Below are 22,660 nucleotides of genomic sequence, written 5' to 3' on the forward strand. Positions count from 1 at the left end.
CATGAGTGCGTTAGTTGGATTTTCTACTCTTAATAATCCAGATTACGCACCTGTAAAGAATTTAGTTGGAATTAGGGCATCTAATTCTGCCCATACCTCATCCTTCTGCAGCTTCAAGCCTGAATAAGTGTCGTTTATCCAACTAGCTCCCGCTCTACAGCAAATCCGGCCAAATTAGATGTCATTTATCCACTTATCGTCGGCCCCAACGTGCAGTACCAGCTTGCAATACAGTCTGCTCCCTGCTCTTACTAAGAACTAAGGCAATCTAACCGCCACAGCAGCAGCCATCTCACGGGTTACGACAGCGGAAGGCTCGAATGCGCCGCCGGTTCCGCTCATATATCCAAGTCCCGTCACCGTACGGACAGCGGACAATGCATAGTCGCTAATTTTATCTTCGTCGCTGAATGTACCGGCCCCTGCTCCTGCTCCGGCTGATGCCGAATCCAGCTTAAAAGCTCTAACGATCATCACAGCCATATCCTGGCGCGTAACCAGCCCGTCCGGCTTAAACGTCTTGGCCGTCACACCGCTAATGATTCCTAGCTCCTTCGCCCGGTTCACTGTTCCATAATACCATGTACCGGCCTTAACATCACTGAAGGCCCCAGCAGAAGACGCCGCAGACGGCTCGTTCCCGGTTAACCGCAGCAGCAGCGCTGCAAATTCAGCACGGGTAATATTCTTTTTCGGTGCAAACAGCAAGCTGCTCTCACTCACACCGTTCATCAGCTTGCGGTCATACGCCGTGTATACCGACTCCAGCGCCCAAGGCGAGATCGACTTCACATCGGCAAAAGCCGGACGGTCCGCCGCAGCAGAAGCCACGGTTACCGGGACCGTATGACGGACGATTGCCGGGGTTTTATCCTTCAGATATCCCGTAACCGTCAGGGTATATTTATTCGCCGGCAGACCTCCGGCCACAACAGCCACACCCGCAGCATCTGTAACTGCTGTTTTGCCGCCGATGGTTACCTGTACGCCTGCTGCCGGTGAGGTTACCGGATCGGAGGTGAAGGTCGCCTCATTCCAGACCCATTGCTTCTGGTTCACCTGCACCTTCAGATCTTGTCCAGGCTGCGGCTGTGCGGGAGTCACGGTTACGGCATCAACCACCTGCGTGTTGTCCCCGCCATAATAGACCACAATGCGGTCATTCTCCTCCAGCATGAAGTCACCCATACCTACACTTGGATAGATCCATGCTCCGCCGCGTGCGACTACATACATCCAGCCATCATATCCGCCAAACGTACCCGCAGTCACGCCGCCGATCCCCGTCACATAATTGCCTGCTTCATTGACCAGGGCCAGGCGCTTGGCTGCTGCTGTCTTGTCCAGTGCCGTAAGCACATTTCCAGCGTATACGCTGCCTTCAGCCAAGGTTCCATTTGGACCCTCAACAGTAACGGAGACACTTACCTGAGGATTCTTCACTGGTGTGCCGCTAAAGTCAAAGAGCTTACCGCCTGTTCCAAACAGCTTGTACGCTACCAAAGCCTCCAGCGCCTGCTCTGTAGAGAGCGGATTGGAGCTGCCGCCTGCAGTGTGGGCGAATCCGCCGCCCTCTGCGCTGAAGCTCAGCAGCTTGCTGACCAGATTGATATTACCCTTCGTATAATCTGCTCCTGCAGGATCAATGCCGAAGGCAGACAGACCGATGATGGCCTGAGCTACACTCTCGCTGCTGTCGCCATATCCGCCGTTCTTATCCTGTGCCTTAGCCAGCCAGGCTGCCGCCCGCTGACCAGCAGCATTCACTGCTGCTTCCTGCTTGTGTCCAGCCAGTGCGTTCAGCACCATCGCTGTCATATCCGGATCACTCGCACCCGTGGTCAGGGTGAAGCCGCCGTCCGGGTTCTGCTTCGCCAGAATCACTGCCAGCAGCTTCGACGGTGTCCATTTCGCATTGGCCGGGATCGTATAGCTGCCGGAATCCAGAGCCAGCAGTGCATAGACCGGATTATTCAGCGTCTGGCCCGTAATTTTATCGTTATTGTACAGCTTCTCGATCAGGTTATAGCCTGACACATTCGCCGGGTCGCCGCCCAGTGCCTTAACAGCCAGCGTGATCCGGGCATAGTCCGTAGCTCTGGCAAAAACACCCTTAGCCTCAGCCACCTTGCCCTCAAGCGTCTTCAGATAGCCGGCTGGAACCTTGTAGCCCGCTTGCGCAAGGCCAATCGCCTGCCAGTCCGACTGGACTCCGTTATTCAGCATGAACTCCGCAGTAGCATAGACCGCAGCGGTTACGCTGGCTGCTTCACTTGCGGGCAGAGCGGATACCGCGGGTGCGGAAGTCCCGCCTGCCTGTGCAGCAGCAGCTTGTCCTGACGGGACTACGGCTGCTCCAAGCAGTGCGAACAGCATAATGACAGCTAGTCCCAGCCGTGTGAATCTGGATGATAGAGAGTGGTTCTTCATAACTAACCTCTTTCCTGAAATAGAATGGATGAATCCTGCTTCCTTACGCAAATAGAGCGGCAACCTAAAGACCGCCCTGTGCAGGGCGGCCGGGGAAGAATACAATACAGGGCGGCTGAAGGAGCCGATTGCTCTCCCGCATTACATACAATACAGCATATACAGCCCTCGCCAATATCAGCATCTGCTTCCACATTCTTACCCCCGAAGAATAGAAACAACAACGAAAAAGGCAGGTCTCCTGGCTCATACTTCACCGCTTCCCCCGCCTTCCCATCCCATTAACAGACAGTGGCTCCTCAGGAGTTGCTCCGTACTTACAGTGGCGGGACCGCGCCGGACTTGCACCGGGCTTCCCTTTTAAGCAGATTCCTCTATTAGACATAGCCCTGCCAGCATCTGCCGGCAACAGCGTACGGTCTCTTAGACATCCGCACCTTTTCCCAAAGCTTATTAAATTTTTAATATTCTGAAACAATCATAGCTACTATTCCCCTGTATGTCTATAGACCAGCTATTTCTATTACAGCCACAGCCACCCCAAGGCCTCGCCCAGGCCAGCCCGCACCAAAAAATCCTGAACAGCACATGCCCGCTACCCCGGCACATCGTACTATTCAGGACTATGGAGTCGTTCTTCTGCTGGTTAATTAAGACGTTGGCGGTACTAGCGGAGACAGCGGCAGCAGGCGATTGTATTATGTACATTAGAATTGGTGTAAAAGCGGCCGATAACGCATTCTGCTGCATTTCATACAATCGATTGTGGCAAAGAACCCTCCGCCGGGCCGAATTTCCAAAATCTAATGTACCGAATACAACAGAACGCCATATAAGCTCCAATATGCCTGATTCTAGTGTACAAAGTGCGATAGATTAGCTACTTACGGACACCAGCATACCTATCTGCTACATTCCATATATTCCAGCCTGCCGGAGCACTAATAAATGCACTACGCTAAGGTAACGTAGGATGAGCCGCTAGCCGATCATCAGGTTTAAACTAATTAGCCTTTAATTTAACCCCCTCGCTTGCTGAGGGTCTGCCGTACCCCGACGAAGGTGCACACTGTATGCTTAAATGCAATCTGTACAACTAAATCGTCTGATTTACCGCCAAATGTACTTTTAGCTGTATTTCGTGCACCTAAAATGCTTCTGTATCCGGCTTTTCGCCCATTCGGGCAAATTTAGTTGTATGGAATACAGTTAGGATAGGTCTGCCCTTCTTTTCACTGTTTTTAGTTGTACAGAGTACACCTATCTCTGAAGGTAATGTTACCCGATCGCACTAGTTAAAAAATGTAAACAGCCAGCTTGTTGCCGCTGCTTTATTCTGCATCCGTGTCTGCTTCCGGGCTTGCGGAAGCAGAGGGTTCCGCACTAGGCGCGGCTGTGGCTGGGACCTCCGGGGCGCTGCCCGGATCTGCCGCCAGCTTCAGCGTGTAGCCTCCGGCGGTGATCATATCACCTGCCGCCAGCTTCGCGCCTGCTGCCAGCTCCACCGTCACCTCGTATACGCGTGACGGAGGAGTCCCCGCCGCCGCTGGAGAGGCGGTGGCTTCACTGTCCGCACCGCCGTCCGCTCCAGCGCCTGTCTCACCCTTCGCACCGCCGTCCGCTCCAGCGCCTGCCTTACCGCTCGCATCGCCGTCCACTCCGGCTCCTGCTTCACCGCTCGCACCGCCGTCCACTCCGGCTCCTGCTTCACCGCTCGCAGCGCCGTCTACTCCGGCGCCTGCCTCACCCTTCGCAGCGCCGTCCATTCCAGCGCCTGCCTCACCCTTCGCATCGCCGTCTACTCCGGCGCCTGCCTTACCACTCGCACCGCCGTCCGCTCCGGCGCCTGCTTCAACCTGGCAACTGCTAACCGTTGCCTTAACCTCGTAGTCCGTAACGCCGCTGGCGGACTCCACCTTGATCCGCTCCGGCTTGAAGGCGGAGCATTCCGCCGCATCAGTGAAGCTGAACACCAGCTTAACGCCGTTATTCTTTCCCGCTTCTCCGCTTCCTGCCCCTCCATCACTGTTCCCGCCGCTCCCTGCATCACCGCCATTACTCCCACCAGTTCCTGCATTTCCGCCACTATCCACGCCGGACCCTGCATCTCCGCCGATAAGCCGGACAGAGACCGGGGCCGCTACAGCGGCCCCTCCGGTCACTGCCGGAAGCGGGCTGGGGCTGGCCACCGGCGCGGCTGTATCCTTGCCGCGTCCCCCAAGCTGACTCAGCAGGATAACCGCCGCAATCAGAATGATCCCGAGGATGCTCCCTGAGATCAGGATTTGAAATCGGCTGCGGCTGACCCACCGCGCCAGCGGCGAAGCCAGCTGGGCGCGGGCTTCATTGTAGACAGTCTGCATAGCAGGCGTTGCTGTGTCGAGATGGGTTTTGCGGAATTCACGGTTCTTGAATGCCTCGCGGTCGCTCTTCAGGAAGTATCTCAGCACGGCCCGCTTGTAATTCGGCCACAGCTTCTTGCCAGAGCTTGCGAACAGCCAGCTATGCTGCGACCAATCCAGGAACCGGTACACAGTCTCCTTGTCATTGCCCGCCTTGCGGACCACCAGATCCAGCAGCGCATCATAATCCAGCGGCCCGCCTTCACGTTCACTGCTGTGATAGAAGGCCAGCGGCAGCCGGTCGAACGGCTCAAGACTCCGCGCTTCCTTCAGCCACCGCGCGCCGAGCAGCTGTACATCGTCCAGCTCACGCGGCGTCAGTCCGGCAAAAATCTCCTCGTCCGGCGACTCCTCCCCGAACCAGCGGTAGGCTGCACGCAGCGCATTCGCTTTGCGCTTCGCAATCGCATCGAGCGGCGGCTGCCAGTCTGCCGTATCCCGGTAACGCAGGAACGAGATCTCCAGCAGCTGCTCCATCGTCAGCTCGTCCAGCGAGATCCGGTTCAGCAGGAAGCGGTCGGCAACCGTGCCGAGCTCCTCCATAACGGACAAGGCCTCCGGGTATACGCCGCCTCTGCGGCGCTGCTTCTCTGCCTGCTGGACCGCTTCATGAACAGCCGTTACCGCCGCTACCGGATCGGATTCCCGCTGCAGCTTCTCCAGCAGATATTCCTTGAAGGTATCCCGTACCGCTGCCTGCTGAAGCACCTCCGGAAGACTCCGGCCAAAGTGGCCCACGAGGCGGAGGATATCCGCCGTTCCGGCAGCGGCTGCCAGCCGGGATTCCAGATACGGCTCGAACAGCGCTCTGCGGAAGAGAGATTGGGACAACACTTTTTTGAAGAACGCCTCACTAAGCTCCGCATCGCTCTCAATAATCCCGTAAGCCGCCGCCAGCACATCCTCCCGGCCCCCGGACTGGCAGTTCAGCATCCCGTTGATGAAGTAATCGACGATCTTCACCCGGTAATTATGGCCCGGCAGCGCGTAATACGCCTTGAACTGTTCCAGGATCTCCGTTGACGGAATCCCCTTCTTGCGGATCAGATCATATTCGCGGTCGAACCGCTCCAGGAACATATCATTCAGCCGCACCCGCGAGTCCAGCTTCCCCTCCGGCTTCAGATAGGACAGCAGGCCGCCAAGTATAGCGTTCTTGTTATCTGTATATAAGGCTTCGTTGCCTTGCTCAATTTCATAAAAGACCGCCAGCTCATTGTAGAGCGCCAGCGACAGCTTGCGGTCCACACTCTCCCCGAGCAGCAGGCTGTCGGCAAACTTAGCGAAATCACGAAGGCTTCCGCCCTTCTCCACCAGCGTCTTCCAGGCCAGATCGGCATAGATCTGCCGCGACTCGCCGAAGTCGGTATTCAGGAACCTTGCCCCTGCCAGATCGAAGATATAATCCTTCTCGATATTCCGGTCACCCGGACGCAGAGAGCCCTTCTCCACGAAGGTCAGGTGAATATATTTGCGGCTCTGCGGCTCCTTGGCATACGTGATCACTCCCAGCCTGCGGCGGAAGTCATACGGCAGCGCAGCGAAGATGACCTCCGTCAGCCGGGCCGCACGCTGCGACAACTCACTGATGGGTACATCCAGCGCTACATAGATTTTCTTCTTCCCGGCTACGGACAGCATCACTGCCTGCAGCAGGGCTTTGAACAGCTCTTCTGTGAAGCCTAGACCGGACAACACGCTGCGCGGGTCTGACGGCTCGTCCAGCGGACGGGTTGCCACAGGAATCAAATCCAGTTCAGGCAGTGTCCCGCCAGGCTCCCCTTCATAACTCCGGGCAAATCCCGCATGCAGCCAGTCCCCATACCCCTCGACAATCTCTTCGGAGCGGATAGGCGGCACCACGAAATTATGGGCAAAAAAAGCGCTCCGCTGCCCCGTGAAATCCGCCGCCAGATACCGGCTCTCTCCAATCACTGTCTCGTTGCTCTCCGTATGGAACAGATGCAGCGCAGCAGGATACAGCTCCTCATCCTTCTCGCCGCGTGCCGTAAGCTCAGCCGGGGCATCGTAGAGGCAGAAGGGATGCAGAATTTTTTTGACAAAATTATTGTCGAGACTCTCCGATTTCGCTACCGTATCGAAGCCCTCTGTAGACCGGTATACGCCACGGCGCTCGCGGGTATACATCTGCTGGGTGATCATGGACCCTGACAATCTGTTCACGGCCCGTCGCTCCCCTCAATATAATTCAGCTTGTGCAGCAGCCAGATGAACGGCTCATCCACCCGGATCGGACTGACTACGCCCTCCACCTTCTGATTGACCGGATTGCTGCCCAGCGCAGACACGGCGAAATACCCGGTATTGGCAAAATACACATCCATCGTATCCTTGAACGGACGGTCCACCTTCTCAATGAAGCGCCGGATTTCACCGTCGATGTTGTGGAACTCGTCCAGGTTCAGCGTTTTGCGGTGCACATAGTTGTTGAACACATTGCTGTTCGACTTGATATAGTCGCCATCCTCATCCTTGAGGGAGTGGAGCATATCGCTTTTGGCCAGGACGACTGCGGTCGGAATCTCGGTCTTGCTCTTCTCCTGATAGGCGATGAAATCACCGAACATGGTCAGCACCACATCACGCGGCTCATCATACTGCGATACCCACTCTCCCGGGCGGTCGCCGAAGTTAATGCGGATCTTCTCCCGGACCGAACGGATCTGCAGCGGATCGACCATGAACAGAATCCCTGCGGAGTTCTTGATATGCTGGCCGTGCAGGCCCAGATAATCCTGATCGACCATTCCTTCACCGGCCACATCGAAGAACACCAGCGTCAGCGGGGGCTTGGACTCGTCCTTGAACACGAACTGGAAAATAAACGGCTCCTGCATCTTCTCCTTCTGGGTAGACGCCAGCAGATCCCCCCGCTCGAACAGCGGCTCCTCATACAGGGTGCGGAATTTGCGGCTGATCTCGGCATTCAGCGGCATACAGGCTGCGTCGAAATGCCCTGCGGTTGTATGCTGGAGCGTATGGATCAGCGAGGTCATATAGACAGACTTCCCGACCTGGGAAGCCCCGATAATCGAGATAATATTGCTAGGCACCTTGCCGGCCGTTACAGGCAGCTCGTTATGGCAGGACGGACAGAGCCGTCTGCGGGTCATCACCCCATAGCGGTCGGTGAGCCCAGTCAGCACGTTGTCTGTATAATGATGGTACTCCTCCGGGATATCCGCCGGATGCAGAACCGCTTCCATATCATCCACCGTATCGAGGCCGAAGCGCTCCCGGTATTTATTCAGCAGATCATCCTCACCGAGCGCATAATTCTCATCATCCTCACGGCTGTGCATGGCCCGGAACACCACTTCCTCCGGCTCAAAGCGCGTGAAGCAGAACGGGCAGACAATATCGTAATACAGCGGCCTCGCTGCAGGCTGATTCTTCTTCATGAAACGGCTAAAAAAAGACATCTCTCATCCTCCTCAGGGTTGTGTCAGCACCCGGTATGCTGCTCCCGCTCACTCGGGAACCAGCTCATAATACGCCCCGTATTTAGGCCCGTCGGTGAAAAAAATACGGATGAAGTCATCCTTGCCGACCTCGATCGGCGGGAGCTGGTTGCGCCCGGGAGCGAAGTCCTGGACGAACGGGAACCTTGCACCGTCCTCCTTGGAGGATGGATGCGCATCCCGCTTTTTAACGTAGCAGAGCACTTCCTTCGGCACCGGCACCTCGGCAGTAATCGTCATCTGCACGGTTTTCAGCTTGCTGAACAACCCTTTTTTGTGCTGGACCGCGTAGTAGATCCTCGCTTTGCCTGCACTGACAAGCGCCCGGTTACCGCCATCCTGCTGGCGGACCAGCAGCGTCTCTCCATTCCCGCTAAGCCGCACGTAAATGGTATAAGCCACCATCCCGATCTCGTCCAGCCGGTCCCGGTATCCGTTATTCGCTTTGTATTCTTCACGCGTGTAGAGCTTCATGCCCGGAGGCGGATGCTCATGACTGTCCGGTGCCTCCGCAGAGGCCTTATGAATATATACTGCCTGTACACCGTCCGGCCAGCGCCAGCGCAGCGTACAGAACCGGTCCTCCACTCTGGATACAACTTCGGTAATCACCGGCGCTCCAGCGTCTGCCTCGGCGTACTTCATGGCAACCTGCCCCTTTCCCTGCATCTTGCTTTAGAACCCTTTACTGCCGCGGTTACGGCGGGGTGAATGAATACTGTCCGCAGGCGCATTACCAGCTCCGGCAGCTCTTCCCCGGCGCGACAGGCGCCCTTCCCCTACAGGCACGATATATGTGAACAAGGTGAGAATAGCCGCTAGAACGAGCAGCGCCAGCAGCCGGGTCATAGGGTCCCAGAGCGTGTCGCCGTTCAGGCCGGATTCCAGAATCAGCCCCGCCACAAGTCCCGATGCCGCGCCCCCGATACTGAAGCTCCGGGCCAGATGGCGGTTATCGAACACAATGCCAAGGCCCAGACCCAGCGCCGTGCCGAGCAGCATCAATGCAAGCACACGCACCACAGCATAATAAGGGCTGTCCGCCGTCTGGTCGCTGCGCTCGGTCAGCAGTGTCCGGTCGCCCAGACGGTCATAAATCTGCTGGAATACATCGCCCAGCCGGTTCGCATCGGCCACATCATAATACTGTCCGCCGGTGCCGCTGGCGATATTCTGGAGCAGACTTGCGCCGGACGGATCATCCAGAGCCAGTCCGATTGTATTTACTTTAATTCCCCGCGCCACATAGTCTGTCAGCTCCGTTGCGGTATTGAACTGGCTGACGCCGTCGGATAACAGAATAACCATCGCCCCGCGGTCCGCGCCGTCTTCATGAATCACCTTCATCGCTTCGGCCAGCGCGCCGCTGATATTCGTTCCGCCTTCGGTCGTCTTCAGGCTGCTGATGACCTCCATCACCTTCTCGCGGTTCGCCGCTTTGGAGAGCGGGAGCAGCGGCTGGACGACGGAAGCCTCATTGCTGAAGGTGACTACGGCGACTTTGTTGTCTTTTTTGAGCTGCTGCACCAAATTCTTGGCCGCCGCGTAACGCCGGTCTGACGGATCGCTCTGCATCATGCTGCCGGAATCATCGATCACCATGACGACATTCTTCACCGGCTTGCTGCCGCCGAAGTTCAGCTCGTACACGAACTCGGTCAGCGTGCCCACACCAAGCAGCAGCACAACCATGAGCGGGAACATTTTCCACGAGGTGCCCAGATAACGAAGCTTCCAGGACTGTCCGTTCAGCCTCGGCGAGATCGTCTCTGCGACCAGAGCGCCTATTCCAACACATAAGGCCAAGATGGCAAAATAGATGCCGACCAGCACCATCTGAGGTAAATCATACGGCCTGCGGTCCAGCAGCAGCTCACCGAGCACAAACGCTACACCCGCGCCGAGCAGACTGAACAGCAGCAGGAGCAGATTGATTTTTCGCTGCATTGCATTTCATCCTTTCCGGGAAAAGCTTGATCAACACACGCTTCCCCATTCCATTCTATTGCACATCCGGCAGCAGAATGAATGAGAATTGTCCTACAAAGCCTGTTAGTGTAGGCCCGTACCCAGGTCCGAGACCCGGAGCCTGGGCATTATTATGGTGAACCCTCGGATTTTCGGCCGCCCCCAGTAATCAGGTGCACTAGTGCTCCTCATTTGGTAGTTCGGCATACTTTCGGTGAAATCAGGTGCACTAGTGCTCCTCATTTGGTGGTTCGGCACACTTTCGTGAGAAATCAGGTGCATTAGTGCTCCTCATTTGGTGGTTCGGCACACTTTCGGTGAAATCAGGTGCACTATTACCGACACTCGCCAGCACCAAAGGGATTTATCCCTCTCTTTCCGCCATCCGGCCCACTTTCAGCAGCACCAGAGGGATTTATCCCTCTCTTTCCGCCATCCGGCCTACTTTCAGCAGCACCAAAGGGATTTATCCCTCTCTTTCCGCCATCCGGTCCACTTTCAGCAGCATCAGAGGGATTTATCCCTCTCTTTCCTCCATTCGGCCCACTTTCAGCAGCATTAAAGGGATTTATCCCTCTCTTTCCGCCATCCGGTCCACTTTCAGCAGCATTAAAGGGATTTATCCCTCTCTTTCCCGCCATCCGGTCCACTTTCAGCAGCACATGGTCAGCCGCCGAACTCATGTGGACTATAGATCCAACGGCTATAGCAGCCTGACCATAAATAATAGTTTGTCATAGCACTCATCTAATCTAATCTAGTCTCGTCTCCGCTCAACAGCACTCCACTCATTTCATGCCGTCGCCACTCATCTCATCTCCGGCAGCTGCTCTTCTTCCAGACCGTGGAGCTGGTATCCGTTGCCGGCATAAGTCTCGTAATAGACCTTACCGTTGCGGTAGTAGAGCAGGTCCTCCAGGTGGAAGCCTCCCATCAGATTCAGCTTCTCCACGCCGCTGCGGCGCTGCTCATGGACGAAGCCGAGCCGGTAGATGCGGGTGGTCTCGTCTGCACTGAAGGCATAGCGCAAGAATTCGGAGGAGCTGTCGCCGAAGAAGTACTTCTCCTCATGCCGGTGCTCCTGCGTGTACTCGAACAGGCGGACATTCATCGCCGCCTCCTCCTCCAGACTGCGGTAGAGCTGCTTGAACAGTTCCTCCTTGGAGACGATGTCCCGGTTCTCGTAAGCGGCTGTAACATTGGCCCGCCGCAGCAGCTCTTCTTCGAACGGCAGGTTGAACGGCCCCGCCGTAAGCAGCTCCCGGCGGCACAGCTCGATCAGCCGCTCGGCCACCGCCTGGCCGCCTCCGTTCACCAGCAGCCCGGAGAGGCTGCCCAGGAACCGCTCGCTGAAGAAGATTCCGGCCCCGCGCCGGTTCTCGATGTCCTTCATGACCTCATCCGTCACCGTGCGGTAGTACTCCATAATATTCTGATCTACCGTCTCCTTGCTGCGGCCGATGCTGGCCAGAGCGACACTCTGCAGCTCCTCCTCCAGCGCTTCCATCTTCGCAACCTTGGTCTTGCTGTCTGCATGCAGCTGCTCCAGTGCAGCGTCATAGCGGAGACAGAGGGCCAGCTCGCTCTCCAGCAGCAGAAGCTCATACTTCTTACCGTAGACGGACTCGAACAGGTAATGAATGAAATTGCGCACCGTCCGTTTGTCCAGCAGCGGCACCCGCTGGAACGGCTGGCGCTCCACGCTCTCCGCATAGAGCCGCTCCAGCTCCTCCTGACCGGAGAGCAGGGCGGAACGTAGTCCGCCCATATGCTGGCGCAAGGCCTGCAGGACGCTGCCTCCCTCACCTGTCTTCTCACTGGTCCATTCCGCCAGCTGGTAGAAGGTGACCGGGGAGGCTCCTGCTTCCCCGGCAGCCAGTACTCCGGCCCACTCCCGGGCCGGATCGATGCCCGCCGCCCTTCTCACGGACACCTCCGCAAAATTACTGCGGAAGTAAGCCTGCGCTCCTTCCCCGAAGAGCAGCTCCTCAGCTTCGCGCAGCGAGAGCATCCGCAGCTGTGAATAGGACGGGCGTCCATGGCTCATCAGCCCGGTCATTTCGGCAAGAGCAGACGCCTCCGGCAGCAATTCCGCCGCGCGGTCCCGCAGGGTATCCGCTCCAAGGCCAAGCATCGCCTGCCGCTCCTTCAGACTCCGGGTATGGCCTGCACGCAGCCGCCCGGACAGATAATGCAGCGCATGGTACAGCACCGCCAGCGCAATCTGGCGGTTCGGCCGCCGCACCGCCGAGAAGCCGGCAGACGCGTAGCCTTGTCTGCCGGTGCTGCCGCGGATGCCGCTTTTGAACGTCATATTATTGTAGCCGCCGTGCCCGGAGGCCTGATCGGCCGCAGGCCGGACCCGGTTCTTCAGCAGGCTGATGTGGGCGATAATCTCGTAATTGTCGTCCATGCCATGGACGGACATCAGTCCGCGCTCGTTCTTGTCGGAGAGCAGATAGACCAGATCGAACAGCGGAGCAGGGCCATGCGTCACCGGAATGGACAGCCCTTCCTCCGTCACCAGCAGCGGAGCGCTTAAGGCATAATCCGCCGCCTGCATCCCGTCCAGCTCACGCAGACAAGCCAGCCCGACCGAGCTGGAATAGCCGAAGTTATCCCCCTGCTCCCGCTCGTTAATCAGCGCATACAGATCCATCTGTACCGATTTGAATGACTGGCTGAGAATTGCGCGGGCCAGCAGCACGATCTCCGGCAACAGCACATTCTGCGGGTCATCGACCCGTGTAATGACAGACAGATGGATGACGTCAAAAGAAGAATACAGCCGCCCGTAATCTGCTATGCTGTTGCTTAACTGACGCAGCGTCCGGTTCATGCCGGCCAAATACTGGCTATCCTCATGAAATTCACGGTATAGCTCACGCCGGACCGTACGCGGATCACGCCCTGCCGTATCCGGCAGGGTCATGTGCATCACGCGTTCATGGACGCTGCTGTTTCCGCTGCCGATCCGCCCCTTGACCCCCTCCTTCTCCTGCGTACTGCCGCTGCCGTTATGCGAACCGGCATGCAGTGCCATCACGCCGCCTGCATTGTCCCATTTACGCTGGCAGCGTTCCAGCACCGGACCGATGGCCGGGGTCACCTTATCGCCCAGGAACAGGAACAGCGCAGGGTAATGGATACTGCTGCGCCCATCCCCCTTATTATGCTGTGCTTCCTCCTGGGCAGCGTATTGCTCGGCATATTGTAAGGCCTGATCTCTGATCATAGGCCTACTTCAGCTTTCTGCGGATGCTGCCAAGCTTGCCGGTCAGGCTCTTGTAGAAGCCGTACATTTCATCTCCGTTGGCATGCTCTACCCGCTCATATTCCAGAGTGTCACGCGCCTCCAGGAACGAGACATACATCCCTTCCAGCTTATACAGCAGCGGAGTTACATCTTCAGCGGCGGTCATTTCTCCGGCCCGGCGCGCTGCCTTGCGGAGCAGGAGACTGCGGCTTTTCTCATCCAGCTCACGGAAATGGCGGTAGACGGCATACTCCACATAGCTGCGTTCCTTCATCAGATTCGCGAACGGCTCCCAGGCATCCTCGTCCTCGTCACGGTCATAGACATAGAGCGCGCCTTTTTTGGTAATCGTATCGGTGTATAGCGCTTCGATGAACTGGTCCAGCCATTTGTCCTCATCCAGATGCTGATGTACAAGTGCTTCCAGTTCCGCAGATTTGGCCGCCAGCGCATCGTATTTCGCCAGCTCCTCACGGACACGGGCAATGAGCTGCGGGGAACGGATCAGGTTCTCCTGGGCCAGCTCCAGATTAATGCTGCCGAAGATATCCTTCACGGCTTCGCGTTCAATACCTCCTGTGCGGAGTGCTTTGAGCTCCTCAGCGGCCTTGCGCACTTCACCCAGATTCGGACGCGGCGCATCCAGCTGCAGATCATAAGCGCCCAGCAGCTTGCCCAGATCCAGCGGCTTCGTGAAGATCACGGAGAAGCGGCTGCTGGTGTTCTCGTCCACACCCTTCTCTATGATCACACCGGACTCCAACGCCCGGCCGAAATCCGCACGCACTCTGGCATTGTACTCACGGACCCGCGGATTCGCATACGTATCGCCCCAGGATTTCTCCGGGATCGGCGAAGGCAGATAGGTCCAGTTGTCCTTGTCGGTCATCACCAGATGGCGGCCGATGCCTTCCTTGTCAAGAATGGTCCGCTCGTAGTTCTCCTCGTACACCCGCAGCGGCGTATATACGAACAGCGGCACCCCGTTGCGTGTATTCAGCCAGAAAATCCGGTTCTTGACCTCGCTCTCCTTGATCGTAAACTGCGATTTGCCGAGTGCATTATTCTGATAATTCCGCACACCCTTCAGAATCCCCGGCGCCTTCACCGGCACAGAGACGAAGCCCCAGGACGGGAAGTGCAGACTGCCGGAGCTGTTGCTGAGGTGGAAAATCGGCACCGCATCCTCATCCAGACGTCCGGCAATAATCCGCTCCACGAACTTATCCAGCGGCTCCTCACGCCCGTATTTCATCACCAGGAAGTCCTCCATCGAACGGGTAATCAGATCCCCGAACTTGTCGCTGAGGAACTCGGATATGGAGCGGACAATATCAATCTCCTGCTCCCTTACCCAGCGCCCGGAATGCTTCAGCATCTCGCGTGTGAAGTCACGGATCAGATCATCGCCGTCTTTCTGGTCCATGATTTTGGAGATGGTCGCCGAGATATCCGGCACGTTAACGATATTCCAATAGTAGGTTTTGTTGCCCTTGTGGTCTGCCTGCTCTTCGCCGTTAATCAGAATGTCGCCGTTCTTCTCGAAGATCGAGCTGAGCGCGGTCAGAATCTCGGTGAACACCCCGTAGATCCGGCTGTTCTCTTCATTCAGCAGCTCATACAGATCCTCATAGAACTGGATCATCTGCTCGGTGCGCTCCACATCGGCATGCAGCCAGTATTCATTGATTTTGGCTTCAATATAGGCGTTCTTCTTCTTCTCCTTGGACACAAAAGCGCTCCGCGCATCGCCCAGCTTATCCTCTGCACTCTCCTGTGCGGTCTCAATATCACGCGGCAGGCGCAAGAGACTCTCGCGCAGCGCTTCAATATAAGACTGGATCAGCTTCAGGATGCAGAAGCCCTTCTCGGTGTAGAGCAGCCGCGACACATAGAACGGCCCCTGCTCAGGATGCAGGAAAATGCGCTCCAGCTCTTCGCCGAACCGTCCGGCAATCTCGCCCGGAAGCTGCTTCTTGGATTTGATATATTCCTCACGCGCACGGGCCAGGAAGTTCTGCTCCAGCTCCGTATCCATGCTGACGACCTGATTCTTGACGACATTCGCATGGCTGAGGCGCTCGCTGTTCTGATAGCCCGGCAGCGGCTCCGGCACACGGGACTCGAACGTCTTGATCATCGTATCGAGATCGATGCCGAGCTTGCGCGCCATCTTCTCCACATCCTCCTGATTCGGGGCGTGATGGAACATCTTGTCCATTTTGTCGAAAAGGCGGTAGGCCAGGTATGTTGTCATTTCCTCAATCGGCAGCACGGCCGAGGATGCCCCGATAATGTTGTATTCATAGTTGGCAGGATAAGTCTTGTTCATCTGGGCAATGTTCGTGCGGATGTTGCTGATATAGTCATGGATGGCGAATTCCTCGCCGGAGGCCTTCTCTTCACTGGCCATGAAGTTGGTGATGTTCTCAGCCGTCACGTTCATGCAGTAATCGTAGGCATTCTCCAGCAGCTTGCCCTCCGTATTGGTTGCGGAGATGAGATGACAGAGATTGAACGGCGGCAGCGGCGAGTTGACGCTAAGAATATTGCCGTACTTCTGGCGGAAGCGTTCGCCCCGGCTGTCCACGTTCATCCAGTAGTCCAGCTCTTTGAGCGCGGCATACCCGTTCTTGCGGATATACTCACGCGTATGCTCGCTGAGGCTCTTGTTCGACAGATTGACGTCCGGTGTGAACAGATAGCCCAGCGTATTGACACGGTCTATCCCGGCTGCGCCGTAGTCACGTTCAATGATGCCGCGCACGATATAGGCAATATCCAGGAACGCCCCGCTGCCCGTTCCGCCGGACAGACCGGTAAGCAGGAAGACCATGAGCTTCTTGCTGGTGCCGACAGACAGCGTCTTGATCTTCTTATCGATGGCGGCAACCACCTGGTTGATTTTCGTGAACAGCAGCAGGCGTCCGGCCTGGCGCACCCCGGCGGCTCCGTTCATGCCGTCTGTGATGCTCAGCTCCGGCGACAGCCAGTCTGTAATGTAAGAATCCAGGATGCTGCGGTTCTGCAGCAGTCCGCCGATCTCGGCATTGGCCAGCAGCACGAATTCATTCTGCGGGTCGAGGCCGATGCCCTTGTATTTTTTGCCGCGGTCCTGTTCATTGGTCTCGAACGCCAGGAATTCCACGTTATCGGGCTTATCCCGCTTCTTCTTGGACAACGGATCTTCAGGCAGCTTGAAGCGGCGGTTAATCTGGTATTTGAGCCGCAGCAGGGCATCGATGCCCGTGCCGCCAAGCCCGATAATGAGGATCGGGTTGTCGATGGTATCCACTCTGATCTTGTCGCTGACGATCCCTCCGCCAAGCGATACATCCAGCTGTTGAATATGTTCTCTTACTACCGGTTTCATAGGTTCTCCCCCAAAAGTTGTGATAGCCTACGCATCCCGAATCACTTCGCATGATTGCTTCGGGAGCGTACACTTAGCCTGCTTATCAGATCAAATATTCCAGAGAAATCGTCTTGTCTACCGTCTGCAGAGAGACCGTCACCCGGTCCCCGCTCTTCATCTCCAGGCCCCGCGAGGTATCAGCAGCACGCCCTGAGCGTTCTACAGTAATGCCCTCGCCGCTGCGCAGCAGCAGGCGGTCATTCGTCCCCGGCGTGAAGACCAGCTTCTCGCTCTCCTTCAGCTCCGGGGCCAGCTGCAGCAGCTGGTGAAGTGTGAATTTGCCGCGGAAGCCGGAGAGCTTCTTGTACTGCGGATAGGTTTTCTCCCCTGTGTTGTTGTCCAGCACCTCTACCACCATCTGTCCGACGAACCCCCGGTTCGCCTTACTGCGCAGCAGCCAGAATGCGGCTGCAGCAGCCAGCAGCAGCACAATGCCGCCGATGATATAGTACAGCGTGTTCGAGGTCTTCTCCTCAGCAGGCTCTTCGCCCGCAGGAGTGCCTGCTGACGGCGGGGTGGTCGCTACCGTTCCGGTCTTGGCATTGATGGTCAGCACATCGCTCTCCCGATAGAAGCTGCTCTCTTCGGCCCGGACCTTCAGCTCGTATTCATGATTATCCTTGATTTCAAAAGCACCCTTGAACTCGGCACCCGAGTTATCCAGCGGAATCTCCTGCACCTGGCCGGTGTCCTTATCGGTAGCCAGCAGCACAGCCTTCATATCCTGGTACAGACTGCTCTCCGTTACCTCTGTCCCGTTGCTGAACAGATGCGAGGAGATATCCACCGTGTCGCCTTTGCCGTAAGACTTGGAGGGTAGGGCATCCAGCTTCAGCTCTAGATCGTAGTTGAATACCAAGTTAATATCGATCTTGTCCTTCGGCACTCCCTTAACCTGGAGCTTCCAGTCTCCCTCCTCCGGCGACAGCAGCTTGATCAGCGTATAGCTGGAAGACTTGGATAACAGCACTTTATCGGAGGGAATCGCTACTTCCTGCCCCGCAGGGTTACTGAGCTTCGCGGTCACCGGCTTCGAGGACATGATTGAGATATTCGCTTCGAGCACGCTGCCGTTAGGCACATTTACCGTAACTTCCTGATAATCGCCGTTTGCTGTAATGGACGGCACCGGCACCACCTTCAGCTTCAAGTGGCTGGCAAAAATCTCGCTGAGAATCTGCGGCAGATCATCCGCGGAATTTGTGGTGAACGCCTTGCCGCCTGTCTCGTTGGACAGTCCGGCCAGAATATTCTTGTTCAGCTTGCCGTCCGCATTCAGTCCTATGGTATATACGGGATACCCCTTCTGCTTGGCAGCCTCTACTGCCGCCTTCAGCTCCTTGTCGGAATCGGACTGCTTCCGGCCGCTGGCTTCGTTGAGGTCATTGTTGCCGTCGGCCAGCATGACGATCATTGGCTCATGGCCGGGATCGCTGCCGTTCTCCAGCACCTTCACCGCCTCTTCCATCCCGACCGCCAGGTCTGTGTAGGGTCCGCGGCTAAGCCCATCGATGAAATTCTTCAGATCCTCCTTGTCGCCGGCGGATTTGATGCCAAGCAGCGCCTTCTCGCGCTGCACCTTATCGGTGTAGGCCACAATGCCTACCTTATCGCCTTGGGTGGACAGCATATCTATGAACATCTTCATCGCTTCATTGGCAATCTTGTTCTTGTCGCTCTTGTTCATCGAGTTGCTGACATCGATCAGCAGCACAGCATCAATATGCGAGGGTGCGGCCGAAGCCGCGCTGGCTCTCGAAGCAGCATATGGGGACAGAGTGATACATAGAATCATGAGCAATACAGGCAATATGCGCTGCAGTCTATTCTTGGCCTTGCTGAAATTACGTTCGTTACGAAGCATAAATAGGGCTCCTCTTGTGTGAAATTAGGCGGATATGGCAGATCCGTAACGCATAGCTAAATTCTGTCAATAGCATGCCATTATGATATAATTAAACCTTGTAAACTTCAACATAGTGACCGCTGGACCGGCACTTCCGCGAGTAACAATCGCCATCCTGAGCCGGATAGACTATTCTAAGTATACGCCGCAATCCTGAATATTTGATTAAAAGACCGTAACCAGAGCAGAAAGGAAGAGTTCCATGATTACATACGCCATACTCGGGATAACGTTTCTCTATGCTGTGATTCAGATCATTCTATATGCTTCCCGCCAGCGGAAGCCGCTCACCCGTGAGGATATCGACGAGCGCCTGCTGGCTGCATTGAACGGAGGGGATACGGCCCGTGAGTAAAAAGAAACCCGTCATCTTCCGTCCCTTCAAGGCCCCCCGTTACGCCTTCGAGAAGCTGCGCATCTGCCGCCGCTGTCACCGTTACACAGCGCTGGGCGAGGAACGCTGCACCCGCTGCGGCCGCGCCTCGCTGACTCCGGTGGAGAAGTATGCAGTGTCCCAGGCCGGGCGCAAGGTCCAGACCCGGCTGCTCGTTATCCTCCTGCTGACCCTGGCCGGAATCTATTTCGGGCAGAATCTGCAGCAGATGGTACTGTGCGGCGCAGGCGGCCTCGTATTAGCCGGACTGGTCTACTATACGCAGCGGAAAGTCCGGCAGAACGAAAATCTGTATGCGCTGAACAAACTGCTTGGCCGTAATATCTATAGCATCAAGGAGGATCTGGAGCTGAACCGCCAGGAAGCCGTGACGGTGCTGCGTGAGAATGATGTGCTCGCTTATGAGAAGCTGCGCGAGATCTCCGTGCTGCTGCGCGGAGACCGGATCTCCCGTCAGCGTGTCGCCCTGCTGCACGGCTTCCAGCTGCGCAAGGACATGACGCTGGAGCTGGAGCAGCTGCTGCTGAAGGACTTCGAGCCGCTGCTGGCTGAATATATCGGCGAGATCGCCAGGGTCCGTCCCGAGCTGATCAAAGACCGCACCCTGCGCTATGTCAAGAATTATGAGGTGCAGATTCTCGAAATGGATGAGGGGCTGGTCATTATGACCGCCGTTGCCAGTGCTGCGGTCCGCATGAAGCGATACGCGCTGCTCTACTCCGGCATGATCGGCCGCTATGTGCAGGAGCTGCCCAAAGACCGGTTCCTGCGCTTATCCAGACTCATTGCCGCGAATCCCTATGAGCCGTGGAACGGCCTGGATGTCAAGATGGAGGAGATCCGTGAGCTTAAGTACCGCTGGGACCCTGAAGTATAAGGTTAGAAGCCGACTGCCGCTCTAATCCTTATCTATCTATAAAGGGGCTATATTATATGACGATCATACGGGCTATAACCCTGCGGAATATTATGATTATTCTGTGTATTTTGATGCTGCTCCCGCTGGGACAGAAGGCGCTGGGGATTAAGAATAAGCTCCAGGATGTACAAGAAGCCGGAAAATTGTACGCCGCCGGGGAGCTTATTGCTGCCGAGAACCGGTACCGCCAAGCAGCGGCCAATCACGCGATTTCTTATAAAGAAGAAGAAATTTCGGCAAGACTGGCAGAGCTGGCTCCCATCACCAGTATCCGCAGCAGTCTAAGCAGACTGTCCTTAACGCTTGCGGACCAGCTGACTGTGAAGGATTTCGCAGGGATGATGGAGAGCTACGCCGCTCTGCTCAGTCTGAAGAGCAAATATATGACGCCGGGCAGTCCCTATGAAGCCTATTATCGCCAGCTCTCGGCAGATTCAGGTCTCTCAGACAAGATGACAGCCGGGTTCCGGCAGTTCAAGGAGGAGTATCTGGCCGGACTCGCCGCAGGTTCTAAGGGGGCAGATTCGGGGACGGACAGCGGCAGTACGGACAATCTAAAATGGAGCCTGCTTCAGATTCCGGCAGACTATTACGGGGGAACCGCCGCCAAGGATAAGCTGCTGGCTGCGAGCTTCAAGGCCCATGATACCGCGAGGCTCAAGGCTCTGGCCGCAGCCGGAAGCTTCGGGCCTATGCTGGAGAGCGCCCTCTCTATGGAAGAAGCTTATAAGAATCATAGTTATACAGCGCCCTGGCTTAGCGAGCAGGTTCAGGAGAGCGCTTCGCTCATCCTGAACAAGGATCTGGACGGCGGCAACACCGCCGCCTTCGCCGGACATGCCGCCCGCTACCGCAGCTATGCGGCATCTGCCGGCATTACCAGCTCCAAGGTGCTGAAGCTGATCGACAGCAGCATCGCCCGGCTGCTCCGCGAGGGCGCGCGCCATGTGCGCGGCGGCCGGTATGCGGATGCCATCAGGCTCTATGCGGAGCTGGCCCCAGTGCAGGACACCTCCGGGGAGACCGCTGCCGCAACGCTTGCCTGGAACCTGGCCGAGCCGCTCCGGCTGCTGCCGGGCGGCGAAGTGCAGGGAAGCTACTCCCTTACGGCCTCCGTCACTGACAAGTACGGTGCCAAGGTGGCAGTAGCCGGAGTAGATGCTGGCGGCAAGCTGGTCTATGCCGAGATGAGCGGGGACGGCACGGTCTCCACCCGGACCGGAGAGGTGATCCAGGGTTCGGGGATGCTGAGCGATCTTTCTTTTGATGAAGCGTTGTCTGCTTACTCCGAAGTACCCGTAGTTGTAGCTAACAGCGGTGAGACTGACGGACGCAGCATCTTCACAGGCTATACCATCCGGCCGGAGGGAATCTCTCTGCTGTTCAGCTTCACAGGCAGCAGCTATGAGCTGATGGCGGAGGATGGCTCCATCCGCGTAATGAACACGGATCTGGCCGATGGTGTTACCGACAGGACCGCTATTTTCCGCCAGGTGAACGGGGCATATGAATTCTCGGAACTCTATCAGGAGTCCGCCGCCACCTATACTACAATTGATGCGGCACAGCTTGAGCTTCATCTCAATGAGAAGGTGATGTTCTCCTGCGAGATTATCATCGACTCCGCCGGAAGAACCGTTGCACGCGCAAATGGGCGTGATCTGCTCCTCCAGGGCGAGGTACCGCTGTTTACCGGCCCCGCCGCAGTCAGCGGCCAGTTCGGGAATGAATTCGGAGAGGTGGAGACGGAGCTTGGGGTACAGTCTGTGCCTGTGTTTATGGTCGATTCGGCGCAGAGCTTAAGCCTGATGGCACCTTGATGGCGGCCCGGCTGAATGCTTGGTGGACTGTGAGGACGCTATTTGGTCAATAAGAAAACTTTTCTGCCCGTCGCGGACTGGGAGGCCGTTAAAAGGCGCGTTGACGCTGAAAATGAGTCGATACAGGTTAGTTAAGGTCCTCTGAGTCCGGATAGGTTACTGGAATGGCGTAAACGGACCAAATAAAGGCCCTCCAGTCCGCATGAACCGAAAATCCCAAAACGGAACACAAAGACGCAAGCGTCGGACGGCACGGATGCCGCTTGACGCTTGCGTCTTCTTTTTGGCGCGGGAGATGTGTGATTATCGTTCACGAACGGCGGGCCTTGGCAGCCATCTGACGTCCCTTCTTACGGCTGAACAGCCTGAGATACCGCTTCCGGGTAGACAGCACCTCCGCCGATGCGCTCAGCGTCTCCTTAACCTCGCCAAGCACCTCCTGAGTGTCCTTGACCGACTGCTTCATCCGCCCAAGCTCCGACTTCACCCCGTCACTCCGCAGCTTCGCCGCCTCCACCGTCTCCTGCATATTCGCTTTGAGCTCATCGACCGGAGCCTTCAGTCCATCGACGGATTGCTTTACCCCGTCCAGTGACTGCTTCAGCCCATCGATGCTGCTCTTGAATTCCTTCAACGGATTGCCCATATCGTCGTCCCTCCTAAGCTCT

13 protein-coding genes and 1 riboswitch are annotated in these 22,660 nt (G+C 56.7%); of the genes, 3 read left to right on the top strand and 10 right to left on the bottom strand.

All coding sequences use genetic code 11. The features are described from left to right. Positions 1-258: 258 nt before the first annotated feature. From NSS64_RS23900 to NSS64_RS23940, 9 genes are all read right to left on the bottom strand, one after another. The gene (locus NSS64_RS23900; protein WP_341141755.1) at positions 259-2,430 is read right to left on the bottom strand and encodes an S-layer homology domain-containing protein; all 2,172 of its coding nucleotides are present in this window, start codon (positions 2,428-2,430) and stop codon (positions 259-261) included. 214 nt (positions 2,431-2,644) lie between these two features. After that, positions 2,645-2,846, bottom strand: a riboswitch (cobalamin riboswitch). A 915-nt stretch (positions 2,847-3,761) separates the two neighbouring features. After that, entirely contained in the window at positions 3,762-7,016 is a 3,255-nt protein-coding gene (locus tag NSS64_RS23905) for a GAP1-N2 domain-containing protein (RefSeq protein WP_341141756.1), read from the bottom strand. Beyond that, the gene (locus tag NSS64_RS23910) at positions 7,013-8,275 is read right to left on the bottom strand and encodes a hypothetical protein (RefSeq protein WP_036731360.1); all 1,263 of its coding nucleotides are present in this window, start codon (positions 8,273-8,275) and stop codon (positions 7,013-7,015) included. The genes NSS64_RS23905 and NSS64_RS23910 overlap by 4 nt, the downstream gene beginning before the upstream one ends. A gap of 48 nt (positions 8,276-8,323) precedes the next feature. Then, entirely contained in the window at positions 8,324-8,959 is a 636-nt protein-coding gene (locus NSS64_RS23915) for a beta-mannanase (protein WP_340943941.1), read from the bottom strand. A 30-nt stretch (positions 8,960-8,989) separates the two neighbouring features. Beyond that, a complete protein-coding gene (locus NSS64_RS23920; protein ID WP_341141757.1) occupies positions 8,990-10,261 on the bottom strand; it encodes a vWA domain-containing protein in 1,272 nt (423 codons plus the stop codon). A 356-nt stretch (positions 10,262-10,617) separates the two neighbouring features. Then, a complete protein-coding gene (locus tag NSS64_RS23925) occupies positions 10,618-10,944 on the bottom strand; it encodes a hypothetical protein (protein WP_341141758.1) in 327 nt (108 codons plus the stop codon). A gap of 146 nt (positions 10,945-11,090) precedes the next feature. Continuing rightward, positions 11,091-13,517, bottom strand: a complete 2,427-nt coding sequence (locus tag NSS64_RS23930; RefSeq protein WP_341141759.1) for a transcription initiation factor TFIID — start codon at positions 13,515-13,517, stop codon at positions 11,091-11,093. 4 nt (positions 13,518-13,521) lie between these two features. After that, positions 13,522-16,911 (bottom strand): tubulin-like doman-containing protein, encoded by a 3,390-nt coding sequence (locus NSS64_RS23935; protein WP_340943949.1) that lies wholly within the window; start codon positions 16,909-16,911, stop codon positions 13,522-13,524. Positions 16,912-16,996: 85 nt separating this feature from the next. Further along, positions 16,997-18,817, bottom strand: coding sequence for a vWA domain-containing protein (locus NSS64_RS23940; RefSeq protein WP_341141760.1), 1,821 nt, complete (start codon positions 18,815-18,817; stop codon positions 16,997-16,999). 244 nt (positions 18,818-19,061) lie between these two features. Here NSS64_RS23940 and NSS64_RS23945 point away from each other — a divergent pair, with 244 nt between their 5' ends. The 3 genes from NSS64_RS23945 to NSS64_RS23955 are packed head-to-tail and all read left to right on the top strand — an operon-like array spanning position 19,062 to position 21,992. Continuing rightward, positions 19,062-19,214, top strand: a complete 153-nt coding sequence (locus NSS64_RS23945) for a hypothetical protein (protein ID WP_155991665.1) — start codon at positions 19,062-19,064, stop codon at positions 19,212-19,214. Beyond that, positions 19,207-20,130, top strand: a complete 924-nt coding sequence (locus tag NSS64_RS23950) for a hypothetical protein (RefSeq protein WP_341141761.1) — start codon at positions 19,207-19,209, stop codon at positions 20,128-20,130. The genes NSS64_RS23945 and NSS64_RS23950 overlap by 8 nt, the downstream gene beginning before the upstream one ends. 56 nt (positions 20,131-20,186) lie before the next feature. Next, positions 20,187-21,992: a hypothetical protein gene (locus NSS64_RS23955; protein ID WP_341141762.1), complete on the top strand. Its 1,806-nt coding sequence runs from the start codon at positions 20,187-20,189 to the stop codon at positions 21,990-21,992. A gap of 310 nt (positions 21,993-22,302) precedes the next feature. Here the strand turns inward: NSS64_RS23955 and NSS64_RS23960 are convergent, their stop codons facing one another. Then, the gene (locus NSS64_RS23960) at positions 22,303-22,638 is read right to left on the bottom strand and encodes a hypothetical protein (protein ID WP_340943956.1); all 336 of its coding nucleotides are present in this window, start codon (positions 22,636-22,638) and stop codon (positions 22,303-22,305) included. Positions 22,639-22,660: the final 22 nt, after the last annotated feature.

The organism is Paenibacillus sp. FSL H8-0122 (assembly GCF_038005345.1).
In the GTDB taxonomy this organism is placed as follows: Bacteria; Bacillota; Bacilli; order Paenibacillales; family Paenibacillaceae; genus Paenibacillus_AQ.